Origin of the sequence: Cytobacillus oceanisediminis, from assembly GCF_007830235.1 — a bacterium.
GTDB lineage: Bacteria > Bacillota > Bacilli > Bacillales > Cytobacillaceae > Cytobacillus > Cytobacillus oceanisediminis.
The window spans coordinates 301,266-314,895 of record NZ_VLKI01000003.1; the positions used below are offsets into that span (position 1 = coordinate 301,266).

The following is a 13,630-nucleotide window of genomic DNA, read 5'->3' on the forward strand; positions in this document are numbered from 1 at the left end:
GGGGTTCTTCTTTTGTTTTTAAAAAATTTTCCCCTGTAAAAGTATTTTTGCTTTCTTTGCCAATTTTTTAGGTTAATATTAAAATAGAAATCTATATTTTGTTCTATTATGCAAGGGAGTAAAATTATGAAACTGATTATTGCGGAGAAACCCGACCAGGGATTAACGCTGGCTTCTATTTTTAAAATGAAGAAACATCAGGGATATATTGAAATCTTCCCAAATGATATATTTCCCCAGGGAGCATATGTAACCTGGGCGGTAGGGCACCTATGCCAGCTTTCTGCTCCTGAAAAATATGATAGGGAATGGAAAAAGTGGTCGCTTAACGCCTTGCCCATAATCCCTGAGCAGTTCCAATACGAAGTCACAAAAGATAAAGCAAAGCAATTTAATATTATAAAACAGCTTCTTTCTAATCCAAGTCTGACAGAAGTCATCCATGCGGGCGATGCAGGACGTGAGGGTGAGCTTATCATCAGAAACATCCTTAGGCTTACAGGATCGAGAGTGCCAATGAAAAGACTGTGGATCTCTTCACTAACGCCTAAAGCAATCAGCGAAGGATTCCTTGCTCTTCTAGATGAAAGCGATACACGGAATCTCTATTTTGAAGCCTATACGAGAGCGTGTGCTGACTGGGTCGTTGGAATGAATGCGTCGCGCTTGTATAGCCTGCTTCTTCAGCAGCAGGGCTTTTCAGATGTTTTTTCAGTAGGAAGGGTTCAGACTCCTACACTTGCCTTAATTGTAAAAAGAGAAAATGAGATTCAAAATTTTGTATCCGAACCTTTTTGGGAGGTTACTGCCCAATTTAATATGGACGGAAAAAAATATACGGGCAAGTGGGAAAACGATGGCGAAACAAGAATTAAAACAAAGGAGCTCGCCGAAAAAATTGCGGCTTTTTGCCAGAATAAAGATGCACAAATAGAAGATGTTCAGGCAGAAAAGAAAGAGTTTCTTCCGCCGATGCTTTATAACTTATCTGCATTGCAGGCAGAAGCCAACCGCCGATTTAAATTCCCTCCAAAAAAGACGCTTGACGTCTTGCAGAAGCTATATCAAAAAGGCATTGTATCCTATCCGCGGTCCGATTCAAGGCATGTGACAGAGGGTGAAGCGGAAATGTTCCCAGAAATCCTCAGGAAAATGGAAGCGAAGGAAGAGTACAAGGATTTATTTCCTCTGCCTGTTAGCTCGATTATGCAAAATAAACGGTATGTAAATGAAAAAAAGGTTACAGACCACTATGCAATCATTCCGACCGAGCAAGTACCTGACCTGCAAAAATTATCAACGGATGAAAAAATTCTTTATGACCTGATCACGAGGAGCTTAATTGCTGCCCATTATGGCAAAGCTGTAGCAGAATATACAACCATTAAAACCCTTGTTGATGGCAGAGCTTTATTTTTATCAAAAGGGAAAGTACAGCTGGAAGAAGGCTGGAGGAAAGTGATTCCGCAGCAGGAGAAGGAAAATGAACCTGTTCTGCCTTCATTGCAGGCAGGCGATAAAGGTACAGTGGTTAAGTCTGGTGTTAAGGAAAGCAAAACACAGCCGCCAAAACGCTATACAGAGGGACAGCTGATTACACTTATGAAAACAGCTGGAAAGCAAATCGAAGATAAAGAGCTTGAAAAAGTATTGATGAAAACGGAAGGCCTTGGTACAGAAGCCACAAGGGCCGGAATTATTACAATGCTTAAAGACCGCAAATATATTGATATAAAAAAGAACCTGGTTTATGCAAATTCCAAAGCAAAAATCCTGATAGAAGCCATTGGCTCTGAAATACTGGCTTCACCGGAGATGACAGCAAAATGGGAGCAGCGGCTTAAGGATATATCAGATGGAGCGGCTTCGCCAAAACAATTCATGGACCAAACGAATAAAATGGTGACCCATCTCATTGATGCTTCTGTTAATAATGCAGGAAAATGGACATTCTCTGAAGAAGATAAAGAAGGTTTTACTCCAGGAAAGTTCAAACAAAAAAGAGCGGTCAATCTGGGGCAATGCAAGCTGTGTGATGGAAAAGTTGTTGATAAAGGCAGCTTTTTCGGCTGCTCGAATTACAATAAAACCAAGTGCGGTTTTACCATATCCAAAAAAATTATGGGAAAGTCCATTACCCAAAAACTTCTTAAGCAGCTTTTAAATGACGGAGAGACAGAGGTAGTGGAAGGCTTTACAAGCAAAGGAAAAGATAAAACCTTTTCTGCCAAATTATCATGGGATGGACAAGACAACAGAATTAAATTTGTTTTCCCGCAAAAGGCCTAAATTTTGCTGTCTGTGACATATTGCCTTGTCTCCCTTTATCAACTGTAGTAAAATCGTTAAAGTCTTATATTTATTAACAAATCGTTATAAAGATTGAAAGTGAACAGGGCGCGCTGCGCTTTTCTAATTGGCAGGAGGTTGCGAAATGCCAACACCGAGTATGGAAGATTATATAGAACAAATATATTTGTTAATTGAAGACAAGGGCTATGCCCGGGTTTCCGATATTGCCGAGGCCTTGTCGGTACATCCTTCTTCTGTAACAAAAATGGTCCAAAAGCTTGATAAAGATGAATATCTTGTATATGAAAAATACAGGGGGCTGATTTTGACGCCTAAAGGCAAAAAAATCGGTAAAAGGCTGGTTTACCGCCACGAACTTCTAGAACAGCTCCTTCGCATAATTGGAGTGAAAGAAGAAAATATTTATGAAGATGTTGAAGGGATCGAACACCACCTGAGCTGGGATGCTATTGACAGGGTTGGTGACTTAGTGCAGTTTTTTGAAGAAGATGAGAACCGCATTGAAGTTTTGAGAGAGATTCAGAGGAAAAATGAAGAAGAGCAATAAATAAAACCTGACCGCGGTCAGGTTTTATTTATTGCAGCTGCCGGAGCTCCCTAGTAGAAGCTTGGAAACTCATCAAACGAAGAAGAGGCAGCAGGGATCATGGACATAGTACCATCCTCTTCTTCAGCTATATGTATGCCTTCAATTAACCCCTCTTCAGCCTCCTGCAAAGCTTTTCGATACGAAATGATCCTCCCTGAGGAGGTTTGGAAAGAAAGAATTTCACCATGATGGTTTCGATGGACTGCTACGAGCTGTTCTTCGTTCATTGAATAATTCTCCTTTAATTGTTTTCTATCAATATTGTTGACGTTACTGCAGCTTTATAATCAAAGGATTTTTTACGGAAGCCAGTGAATTAAAAATATTGGGAACTTTTTTTTAGAATAAACGTAAGTAAAGTTACTGACGGAGGGGATAGGATGAAAACATTTAACTGGTCTGCAGAAGCTGAGAAGCTTTGGGACAAAAATTCGGAATCCTGGAATTCGAAAAGCCGCGAAATGTGGGAAGAAGGAAGCAGAAAAGATATTGTTTCCTTTTTTGAAAAGCATATAAACAAAGGTTCAAGAGTATGTGACCTTGGGTGCGGAGATGGCTATGGTTCTTATAAGCTCGCTTTGGCAGGCTATAATGTGACAGGAATCGATGTGTCGGAAGAAATGATACATAAAGCAAAAGCACTAAATGCTGATACCTGTGCTGAATTTATAAAAGGTGATATTTCCTGCCTGTCCTTTGAGGAGAATTCGGTTGATGCTGTTCTTGCTATCAATTCACTCGAATGGACAGAAAGCCCCCTTAATGTTTTGAAAGAAATGCAAAGAATTGTCAAGCCAGAGGGAAGAGCATGCATCGGCATTCTAGGGCCGACAGCCGCTCCGCGTGTAAACAGCTATCGCCGCCTATATAACGAAAAAGTTATATGCAATACGATGATGCCGTGGGAATTTGAGGCGCTTGCACAAGAAAACGGCTGGGTGAAAATTGATGAACTCGGTGTCTATAAAAAAGCATCAGAACAGCTGCCAAAAGGATCACTGCCAGTCAATTTGAAACAGTCATTGTCTTTTATGTGGGTCTTTATGCTCGAAAATATGAAGCAGAAAGGAATGGGTGAAGAATGAGCCGTTACTCGATCGAGGAGTTCGTAAACCAGACAAAGCAGCAGGATAAAGGTGAAGGATTATTTGAACTGGAAACCCCAAGAATGCTTGAGATTAATTTAACCAATCAAGTGTGGGCAAAAGCCGGAGGGATGGTCTCCTATCGCGGACAAATTAAGTTTGAGCGCGAAGGAATTCTGGAGCATGGGTTAGGTAAAATGTTTAAAAAGGCACTCACCGGAGAAGGCACATCTCTCATGAAAGCAACAGGCAATGGAAAGCTATATCTTGCAGACCAAGGGAAGAAAATATCTATCTTGAACCTCGATGGCGATTCTATTTTTGTTAACGGCAATGACCTGCTGGCATTTGAGCCTTCCATCAAATGGGATATTAGGCTGATGAAAAGAATGGCCGGTATGCTTGCCGGAGGCCTGTTCAATGTACGTCTGGAAGGCTCCGGAATGGTCGCCATCACCTCCCATTATGAACCGTTAACCTTGATGGTAACACCGGATAACCCGGTATATACGGACCCGAATGCTACGGTTGCCTGGTCAGGAACATTGGAACCTGAATTTGTAACAGATATCTCATTTAAAACCTTTTTGGGCAGAGGGAGCGGAGAATCGATCCAAATGAAGTTTTCCGGAAACGGTTTCGTCGTTGTTCAGCCGTTTGAAGAAGTATATTACGCACAGCAGTCATAAGAAAAGCCGGTTTTGCGAGGGAAACCTCTTCAAAACCGGCTTTTTTGATGTTAGCATAACATGTTTTAATGTTTAATCCGTGAAAAAATCAATATAACCGCCAAATTCTGAGTTTATCCGCGAGACGACATATTTGCCATTGAAAATCCATCAAAGCACCAAACTTGCCGAACAAAAACCCGGCAAAGCCGGGTTTAAAATTAATCCCACTCGAAAGGGGTTTCCTGATAAACATAGTAGTTCAGCCAGTTTGAAAATAATAAATGGGCATGCGAGCGCCACTTGTTAAAGGGTTCCCTGCCTGGATCGTCATTTGGGAAGTAGTGCTTTGGCATAGGCACCTGGAGGCCTCTGCTTCTGTCCCTCGTGTATTCTTCAGCAAGAGTTGCAGCTTCATATTCCAAATGACCGGTTATCATGATCTGTTTGCCGCCATTGGCGCTCATAATGAAAGGGCCGGCTTCTTCAGAGGATGATAGCAGCTTTACTTCAGGGTGCTTGAGCAATTCTTCCTTATAAACGTCAGTATGGCGTGAATGAGGAGCGAGGAAGGTGTCATCAAATCCTCTTAGCAGCTTCTCGGTTCTGTCATGAACTTCATGCGCATAAATGCCGGAGCATTTTTCCGGCAGCTCGTATTTGCCGATTCCGAAGTGGTAAAATAGCGCTGCCTGTGCACCCCAGCAAATATGCAGGGTAGAGGTAACATTGGTTTTCGTCCACGCCATAATCTCGGTAAGTTCCTCCCAGTAATCCACATGCTCAAAGTCAAGGAGCTCTACAGGAGCGCCTGTAACAATCATACCGTCAAACTTTCGATTTTTAACTTGGGCAAAGGTTGTATAAAACTGCTCCAAGTGCATTGGGCTTGTATTTTTTGACTGATGGGTGGCAGTTTTTAAAAATGAAATGTTAACCTGAAGTGGAGTATTTCCCAGAAGCCTCAATAGGTGTGCTTCCGTTTTTTCTTTTTCAGGCATCAAATTTAAAATAAGAATATTTAAAGGACGGATATCCTGATTTTTGGCACGGTCCTCATCCATCACGAAAATATTTTCTTCCTCTAAGATTTCCCTGGCCGGAAGCTGCTTAGGAATTTTAATTGGCAAGTGATCATCTCCCTGGACAAAATTTCAATTAAACTTATTATAAAGACGATTCATAATTGTATCAATGCTTTAGTGTGCGAAAATCTCAAAAATATCAAAAGTAACTGGCAATTATTCCATGCAGGAATGGTACAATATATCCGTAAGGAACCTATACATATTGGATTCTAGGGGGATAAAAATGAATGTGAAACCGGTTGTGAAATCAGACATTGAAATCGCTCAAGCATCAACAATGAAACCTATTAAAGAAATCGCTGAAAAAATTGGGCTTCAGGATGATGATCTAGAGCTTTTCGGTAAGTATAAAGCGAAATTATCATCAGAGACTTTAAAAAAACTCAGGACGAATGAAAGCGGAAAAATAATCCTGGTCACTTCCATTAATCCTACACCTGCAGGGGAGGGGAAATCCACAGTAACGGTTGGTCTTGGTGACGCTTTTAACCGGCTCGGCAAAAAAGCAATGGTCGCCATGAGAGAACCTTCCCTGGGACCTACAATGGGAATTAAGGGAGGAGCAACCGGCGGAGGCTATTCGCAAGTCCTGCCAATGGAAGATATAAATCTTCACTTTACAGGTGACCTCCATGCCATAACAACAGCCAATAATGCGCTGGCTGCTCTAATCGATAACCATCTTCAGCAGGGAAATCAGCTGAACATCGATCAGAGAAGAATTGTGTGGAAGCGCGCACTTGATTTGAATGATAGAGCTTTACGAAAAATCGTAATTGGGCTGGGCGGCCCTGTGCAGGGTGTTCCCCGTGAGGATGGCTTTGATATTACCGTTGCTTCAGAAATTATGGCGGTTTTATGCCTTGCATCCGATCTTAAGAACTTAAAGGAAAGACTCGGAAAAATGGTCATTGCCTATAATTATGAAAAACAGCCTGTAACAGTTGCTGATCTTGGTGTGGAAGGCGCCCTGACGTTGCTTCTAAAAGAAGCGGTTAAACCGAATCTGGTCCAAACAATCGAGCATACGCCAGCAATAATCCATGGCGGCCCGTTTGCAAATATTGCACATGGATGCAACAGCGTCATTGCCACGACTGCAGCATCCAAGCTAGCTGACTATGTAGTAACAGAAGCCGGCTTTGGCGCTGACCTTGGTGCTGAAAAGTTTCTGAATATAAAAGCCAGAACAGAAGGGATAGACCCGGAAGCGGTAGTCATAGTAGCTACAATAAGAGCCTTGAAAATGCATGGCGGTGTGGCAAAGACTGAGCTGGGCAGAGAAGATACAGAAGCTCTCACTGCAGGATTCTCCAATTTAAAGAAGCATGTTGAGACCATTGAAAGCTTTGGGCTGCCATACGTTGTGGCCATTAACCGGTTTATTTCCGACAGCGAAAATGAAGTGAATACACTTAAGGATTTATGCAATCAGGCCGGCATTCCTGTTGCGCTGACAGAGGTTTGGGAAAAAGGCGGGGAAGGCGGCATCGAGCTTGCAGGCAAGCTGCTAGAAATTTTAGAAGATAAAGAGGCGCAATTCAATCACTTATATGAACTTTCGCTTCCGATTGAAGAAAAAATCCAAACGATTGCCCAGAAAGTTTATGGTGCAGATAAAGTTGAGTACTCAACTAAAGCCAAAAAACAAATCAGGGATTTTGAAAGCTTTGGCTGGGGCTGTCTCCCGATTTGCATGGCTAAAACGCAGTATTCCCTATCAGATGATCCGGCAAAGCTGGGAAGGCCGTCCAATTTTACAATCACGATCAGGGAGCTTAAGCCTTCCATCGGAGCTGGATTCATTGTCGCCCTTACCGGAGATGTCATGACAATGCCGGGGCTGCCTAAAGCGCCTGCAGCCATGAATATGGACGTAGACGATGACGGTAATGCACTTGGATTATTTTAGAAGAAATTTATTAAGTTTGTACTTTGATAACTGTCTAGCTTCAGCGCCTACCCCCTCGAGGTGTCGGGGGTAACCAAGTCGCTTGCGCTTTTCTTGTAAGGGAGGTTCTGTACATGTTTGATCCTACAGCTTTTGAAAATATGAAGGTTGTGATGGATGGCGGCTTTTATGATCGGGATCTTAGCGGAGAGATTAGAATCATAGACCGAAATGATATCTTAAATTCTGCCAAAATGTCCCGCCGGTACGAGGTTGCTTTTAAAGAAAATGTTGAAGGACATAAGGATATCAGCTGTGCCTTTATTATGGAGGCTGGCCTCGAAAATCTGGCTGCTGAGCTTTTGCCTGAAGCACAATCAGAAAAGCTGGCAGGTTGCCAGGTATTTGTAAAGTTTACAATTAAGCAAAAAAATGACTCTAAGCTCTTTCAAGAAATGCGTGAAATTTTAAGAGATATTTGGGGAAGAGAGAGAATCATAAAACAAACTGTAAAATTCAATCCGGAGGATATCAATAATCTGATTGAAGCGGAATCTGTTGTTCATTTCAACCGGCTTATATACGAAGAACAAATTGATGATCTTTGTGATATGATCGCCTATATGATTGCTTCCTTGCAGGCTTTGAGAAACGTTAGGTTTTCATAATTCCAGCAGGTTTTTAATAAAATAGTCAATGGCGTCTTGCTCTTAAGGGAGCGAGGCGTTTTTTATTAAAACTGTCCTGAAAATTCAAAATTATATTTACAAACATTCGCTCTAACTAATACGATTAAGAAGGAATGGCAAAACATTCCTAAAAATACATTAAAGGAGGAGAAGGAAATGGTTAAAGAATCTGTTATTAACAAGGAAAAGGAAGAGGAAAGACAAGACGTAACGTAGTCAAGGAGGACAAAATGATGATCCAAAGTACGGACACGATTAAAATTACAGAGTATACTGAGGGCCTTGCAGCAGGTATCGCAAAAATGTGGAACCTTAGCCGCGATAGCTGGGGCGGCGATACAAGCGTCATGACTGAAGAACAGGTGAGAACGAAGGAAGCCAATAACGGCAATATTGCTTTATATTTAGCCATGGATGGCGAAGAGGTAGTCGGTTACTGCGGACTATCAGAATATAAAGAGGATACAGGTTCATTATATATCCCGCTTCTGAATGTGAGACCTGATTATCATGGGCGAAAAATAGGAAAGCTGCTTGTTTTGAAAGCGCTTCGAAAAACAGTGGAATTGGGTTGGCCTCGTCTGGATTTATATACATGGCCAGGAAATGTGAAGGCTGTTCCGCTTTATAAAAAATGCGGATTTTTCTGGGAGGACAGGGATGATACAACACATTTGATGAATTTTATCCCGGCGGTCCAACAAACTCCACTATTAAAATCTCTCCTTAAAGACTTTGATTGGTATAAGGACAATGTGAGAGAAATTGAGGTTAAGCCGGATGGGGTCAAGGAAAATGGCTTTACTTTTTATGAGTATGAATGGAAAAACGAACAGACCTCCGCACGCGTTAGGTTTGAAAAAACCGGGAGGGGAATCAGTTTAATAGAGACAGAGAATTATTTTCTTGAACTATCCATGATCAGCCATGAAACAATAGAATATGAAACCGGGAATTTCGAACTGAAGTTTGTGAATAAAACCGGTAAACCCGTTTCATTTAGGGCAAAAGGAGACAACCAAGGCAGAATAGAGGCAACTTTTGATTATGAGATGTTAGTCGAAAACGAGGCTGCTATTGCAGAACAGTTAATTGTTCATGGAGGAGAAGAACCTAGTGTATGGAAAACTCATCCTTCCTTGGCAGTAAAGGTTTGGATCGATGGAGAAGAATGTGAGCTGTGCCTTGGTTTACTTCCCAAGCAGCCTGCCAAAATAACCGGGGGTGCAAAAGGAAACCTGCGATTTTTAAATCAGGAAGCGGAACTGGAGCTTGAAGTGGAAAATAGCCTTACAGAGGATGCTGTATTTCACCTGTCTTTTCAGGAAGATGAGCATGTTTCATTAAATCAGTCAGATTATGATATTAAACTTCACAAGAATGAACGGAAGCTTATAAAAGTACCATTTATCGTGAAAAAGTACGGCTTTTATCAGCCGGAGATCAAAATTCTGGCGAGGAAAAATGATGGAAATGAGCTGACTTTTAAAAGCAAAGCAGTTGGTGTTCTGCTTAAGAATTTTGGGCAGAAGTTCGGCGGAGAGTCAAAAGAGTATTGGTCTATCTGTAATGGAATCTGCCAGGCAAATATCCGGAAATTGGATTATAAAATAACTGCAGGCCGGAACGGAAATGTAAATCAGCATTTCGCCTTTTTCGTCCCCAAGCTGGGCAGACCATACTCAACCGAATTTTCAAAGGCAAAACCCGAAAGTGTAGAGTGGTTCACAGATGATTCAGCGATAACCTTCAAACTGGTTTTCAGATCAAAGGATTTCCCTGGGATCGTTGTCTCTATGTATACGTCGCTATATGGCGAAGGGATTGTGAAAACATGGGCTGAACTGAACAATGAAGGGGAAACACTTTTTGATAATCTATCATTCAATCAGCCTTTATATCATGAGAAGCATCATACCTATTTCCCTCTGGAGAATGAAGTGGTAGAGTTCTCGAGTGTCAAAAATCTTGAATTCGGAGAGATTTCTGCAAGCAGCCTGACGGAAAATTGGTATTTCTCCAAGCATGAAGGAGAACCGATTGGGTTTTGCTGGCCGAAAAAAGCCAAAGCCAACCCGGATGGCTGGCAGTTTTATTATGAAAATGAAGTGGGATGTCTAAAACCTGGAGAAAGGGTAAAATTGGAACCAGCCTATTTATCAGTTGGCGCTTTTCAATCATGGGAGGAACTGCAGGCGTTTGCCAATATGGCCACTCAAAAGGAAAACAAGATTGTGCAGAATGAAAAAGCCTTCATTTTAAATGGAGGAAATCCTGTGGCAGCCGGGTTGGAAAAAGTGCAAGTCACCTTAAAAACACACCGTTCAAGCTATCTGGACGGCACTATTGGCCTTTTCCTAAATGATGATAAAAAACAATCCGCAATTCTAGAACAAAAAGAGGAAATGAAAGAGTATTCAGCGAATTTGCCTATTGCGGGGGCAATCCCTCTATCAATTGTGAAGGCTGATATTAAAATGGACAGTGAGAGAAAACAACTAAGTGATCTGCTTCTTGTACCTTCGGGTGATGTTCGTACGTTTACGGAAAAACAGGGTGGCAAAACTGTTTATATGATGGACAACGGAGTCATCCGTTTTAAAGCAGCACCGAGTTTTTATCCCGGGCTTTTTTCGCTGGCCTATCAGGAGCGGGAATGGCTTGATACTTCCTTCCCTGAGAAAGCCGCGAAAGGCTGGTGGAACCCATGGGCAGGAGGCATGAAGACCGTCCCTTCAAAAATGAGTGTGTTTTCTCTATTAAAAGAGGAAACTTCTGCAGAATTTACAAGCCTTAAAGACTCGCATGGAAATGAGTGGGCAGCACTTGCCCTTCAAACAAAAGTTACCCATCATTCTCTATGGAAAGGCCTTGATTACACCCAGTATTTTGCACTGCTCCCAGGGGTGCCAGTGATTGCCCATTGGGTAAAAGTGGCAGATTCAGGCGGAAATACCTTCATAAATGAAAAATGGATTACAGATCTATTTTTGTCAGGCGTTTCTTTAACAGACCTTACTCTAACAGTGCTCGATAAAGGTACTGAGTCAAACTATCAAGCTGGAATTGAGGAGCAATCGTTCACGATGGAAGATGGCGCTTATATTTCAAACTGCCATGGACATGGAAAAATGTATGTGGCAGGGAGTAAAGATCGTGAATTCCTTGGAGCATATATGAACAAAGAAGCTTTCCAGATTATTTCTGAACGGAAAGCAGCACTTTTGGCGAAACCGGGATATATTTTATTTGACGAAAGAAGTATCAGGATAACAAGCCTGAAAAGTCTGCATAATCTAGAATTCCACTAAAAGGAGAAATCATGAAAGTCATAGATGCACATATTCATTTTTCCGATATTAAGTCATTTCATCAAACAGCAAAAGAGGTGTCCTTTGTTGATTACTCGTATAAAGGACATCAAGGAGAGTTTCAAAAAGCGAATGTGGTTCTCAGCATTGCGATGGGGCTAACGGAAACCGATCAAATGGGCTTTCCTGATTACGGAGCAAGGACACCCATGGGCCTTGACCTTGATAAAGCTATACCGGATAATATCGTTTACTGCCCGGGCATAAACCCATATGATTTAAATGAACAATCACTTAATAGATTGGAGATGGACCTGCAAAAGCCTAATGTGGTAGGGATTAAAATTTATTTAGGCTATTACCCTTACTATGCGTATGATGAGGTCTATGAGCCAGTGTATGCTCTTGCGGAAAAATATAATGTTCCAGTTGTCTTTCACACCGGTGATACTTATTCTGAAAGAGGGCTGCTGAAATATTCCCATCCTTTGGCAATTGACGAAGTCGCAGTGAAACACCGGAATGTGAGTTTCATGATGGCCCATTTTGGGGATCCCTGGACCTTGACGGGAGCTGAAATCATTTATAAAAATTCCAATGTCTATGCAGACCTATCCGGTTTGATTGTCGGAACCGAAAAAGAGCTGAAAAAACGCAGTGAAGATCGATTTTTGGATCATCTAAGGCATGCCTTGGTTTTTGCCGATTCTTATGATAAATTGCTGTTTGGGACCGATTGGCCGCTTGCACCTGTTGGGCCATATATTGATTTCATCAAAGGGCTGATCCCGGAGGAACACCATGACGATGTTTTTTACAACACCGCATTAAGGGTTTTTCCAAAAATTAAGCCATTCCTGCCATAATGAACAGAGGCTGGGGTGAATGAAATTATTCGCTGCCAGCCTTTCAAATAGTCTTATTTACATACATGCACGAATAAATAATTAAAAAGGGGGCGCTTAAATGGCAAAAGTTGCGTGGGTAACCGATAGTACCGCATTTTTAAATGATGATTTAAGGAATCATCCTGATTTGTACCAGATACCAATGACAATCATTATGGATGGCAAAGAATATACCGATGGTGTTGATTTAACCTCTGAGGAGCTTTATGCGCGTTTGAAGACTCTAGAAACTCCCCCAAAAACATCTCAGCCTGCGATAGGGGCTTTTCAGGATTTATATGAAAAGCTGAAGGAAAACTATGATTATATTATTGCTGTACTTGTATCCGCAAAGCTGAGCGGAACAGTTTCATCAAGTGAACAGGCATCTCAGCTGGTTGATATACAGGTGTATAGTGTAGATTCCAAAATCCTATCATACCCTTTAACCAGAATGATTTTAAAAGGGATGGAATGGACAGAATCAGGAATGGAAGTTGAAGAAGTGATAAAAAAGCTTGAGATGCTGCGGGACACAGGTGAAACATATGTGCAGATCGGAAGCTTGGAACAGCTTCATAGAAGCGGAAGGATGTCAGGCGTCCAATTTTTCCTGGGAAGCATGCTAAATGTAAAACCGATTATCTCTGTCCATGATGGAGAGCTTAGCGTCAGGGAAAAGGCTAGAAGCGAGAAAAAGGCAAAAGACAAAATTGTGAAGCTGCTAAGGAGCGCGCATGAAAAGAAACCGCTGAAAGAGGTTTTTATTCTATACGGCTTGCATCCTGCAGAAGCAGAAGAGTGGAAAGAAGAGCTTCAGGAAGAATTTCCGAATATTAAATTCGGATGCTATTCTTTGGGGGCTACAATCGGCGTACACGCAGGGGAAAACACACTCGGAATTAGCTGGTTAAATGGCCTGGACTGAGTGAGACCAGTGGAATATAAAACTGTTTAATAGAGACCTGGTTCAGAGAAATCGTTTTTAATGGTTTCTAGGGCCAGGTTTTTATGTTTGCTGCCTAGATTAATCGGATTATTCGCTAATTCTCATGATTTGTTCGCTAATTTTCCAGTTTTATGCGTTATGTTCATATTTCGTCCCCACA

The 13,630-nt window shown here is 41.7% G+C and carries 11 protein-coding genes; 9 read left to right on the plus strand and 2 right to left on the minus strand.

Annotation, left to right across the window (positions count from 1 at the left end):
- Window positions 1-126: 126 nt before the first annotated feature.
- Both IQ19_RS07985 and mntR read left to right on the plus strand, forming a co-directional pair.
- Entirely contained in the window at window positions 127-2,289 is a 2,163-nt protein-coding gene (locus IQ19_RS07985; RefSeq protein WP_144541719.1) for a DNA topoisomerase III, read from the plus strand.
- A gap of 145 nt (window positions 2,290-2,434) precedes the next feature.
- On the plus strand, window positions 2,435-2,860 hold the full coding sequence (gene mntR / locus IQ19_RS07990) for a transcriptional regulator MntR (protein WP_144541721.1): 426 nt from the start codon (window positions 2,435-2,437) through the stop codon (window positions 2,858-2,860).
- A gap of 50 nt (window positions 2,861-2,910) precedes the next feature.
- Here the strand turns inward: mntR and IQ19_RS07995 are convergent, their stop codons facing one another.
- Window positions 2,911-3,129, minus strand: coding sequence for a DUF3892 domain-containing protein (locus IQ19_RS07995; RefSeq protein ID WP_144541722.1), 219 nt, complete (start codon window positions 3,127-3,129; stop codon window positions 2,911-2,913).
- A gap of 153 nt (window positions 3,130-3,282) precedes the next feature.
- Here IQ19_RS07995 and IQ19_RS08000 point away from each other — a divergent pair, with 153 nt between their 5' ends.
- Both IQ19_RS08000 and IQ19_RS08005 read left to right on the plus strand, forming a co-directional pair.
- The gene (locus IQ19_RS08000) at window positions 3,283-3,987 is read left to right on the plus strand and encodes a class I SAM-dependent methyltransferase (RefSeq protein WP_144541724.1); all 705 of its coding nucleotides are present in this window, start codon (window positions 3,283-3,285) and stop codon (window positions 3,985-3,987) included.
- Window positions 3,984-4,676, plus strand: coding sequence for an AIM24 family protein (locus tag IQ19_RS08005; RefSeq protein WP_144541726.1), 693 nt, complete (start codon window positions 3,984-3,986; stop codon window positions 4,674-4,676). Before IQ19_RS08000 ends, IQ19_RS08005 begins: the two co-directional genes overlap by 4 nt.
- A 200-nt stretch (window positions 4,677-4,876) precedes the next feature.
- Here IQ19_RS08005 and metA read toward each other — a convergent pair whose 3' ends face one another.
- Entirely contained in the window at window positions 4,877-5,785 is a 909-nt protein-coding gene (gene metA / locus IQ19_RS08010; RefSeq protein ID WP_144541728.1) for a homoserine O-acetyltransferase MetA, read from the minus strand.
- 181 nt (window positions 5,786-5,966) lie between these two features.
- On the opposite strand from metA, the gene IQ19_RS08015 reads away from it, so the two are divergent.
- The 5 genes from IQ19_RS08015 (at window position 5,967) to IQ19_RS08035 (ending at window position 13,449) form a co-directional block, all read left to right on the plus strand.
- Window positions 5,967-7,655 (plus strand): formate--tetrahydrofolate ligase, encoded by a 1,689-nt coding sequence (locus IQ19_RS08015; RefSeq protein ID WP_144541730.1) that lies wholly within the window; start codon window positions 5,967-5,969, stop codon window positions 7,653-7,655.
- Between the two features lie 113 nt (window positions 7,656-7,768).
- Complete coding sequence (locus IQ19_RS08020) at window positions 7,769-8,302, plus strand: hypothetical protein (RefSeq protein WP_144541732.1); 534 nt, start codon at window positions 7,769-7,771, stop codon at window positions 8,300-8,302.
- A 251-nt stretch (window positions 8,303-8,553) separates the two neighbouring features.
- Window positions 8,554-11,634: a GNAT family N-acetyltransferase gene (locus IQ19_RS08025; protein WP_242020928.1), complete on the plus strand. Its 3,081-nt coding sequence runs from the start codon at window positions 8,554-8,556 to the stop codon at window positions 11,632-11,634.
- A gap of 11 nt (window positions 11,635-11,645) precedes the next feature.
- Window positions 11,646-12,500: an amidohydrolase family protein gene (locus tag IQ19_RS08030; RefSeq protein WP_144541734.1), complete on the plus strand. Its 855-nt coding sequence runs from the start codon at window positions 11,646-11,648 to the stop codon at window positions 12,498-12,500.
- Between the two features lie 100 nt (window positions 12,501-12,600).
- Window positions 12,601-13,449, plus strand: a complete 849-nt coding sequence (locus tag IQ19_RS08035) for a DegV family protein (RefSeq protein ID WP_144541736.1) — start codon at window positions 12,601-12,603, stop codon at window positions 13,447-13,449.
- Window positions 13,450-13,630: the final 181 nt, after the last annotated feature.

What these genes read in the sequence shown, in the direction of transcription:
- IQ19_RS08015 (WP_144541730.1), top strand. Translation starts at nt 5,967, where the DNA reads ATGAATGTGAAACCGGTTGTGAAATCAGACATTGAAATCGCTCAAGCA.
- IQ19_RS08020 (WP_144541732.1), top strand. Translation starts at nt 7,769, where the DNA reads ATGTTTGATCCTACAGCTTTTGAAAATATGAAGGTTGTGATGGATGGC.
- IQ19_RS07995 (WP_144541722.1), bottom strand. Translation starts at nt 3,129, where the DNA reads ATGAACGAAGAACAGCTCGTAGCAGTCCATCGAAACCATCATGGTGAA.
- IQ19_RS08000 (WP_144541724.1), top strand. Translation starts at nt 3,283, where the DNA reads ATGAAAACATTTAACTGGTCTGCAGAAGCTGAGAAGCTTTGGGACAAA.
- mntR (WP_144541721.1), top strand. Translation starts at nt 2,435, where the DNA reads ATGCCAACACCGAGTATGGAAGATTATATAGAACAAATATATTTGTTA.
- IQ19_RS08005 (WP_144541726.1), top strand. Translation starts at nt 3,984, where the DNA reads ATGAGCCGTTACTCGATCGAGGAGTTCGTAAACCAGACAAAGCAGCAG.
- IQ19_RS08030 (WP_144541734.1), top strand. Translation starts at nt 11,646, where the DNA reads ATGAAAGTCATAGATGCACATATTCATTTTTCCGATATTAAGTCATTT.
- IQ19_RS08025 (WP_242020928.1), top strand. Translation starts at nt 8,554, where the DNA reads ATGATGATCCAAAGTACGGACACGATTAAAATTACAGAGTATACTGAG.
- IQ19_RS08035 (WP_144541736.1), top strand. Translation starts at nt 12,601, where the DNA reads ATGGCAAAAGTTGCGTGGGTAACCGATAGTACCGCATTTTTAAATGAT.
- IQ19_RS07985 (WP_144541719.1), top strand. Translation starts at nt 127, where the DNA reads ATGAAACTGATTATTGCGGAGAAACCCGACCAGGGATTAACGCTGGCT.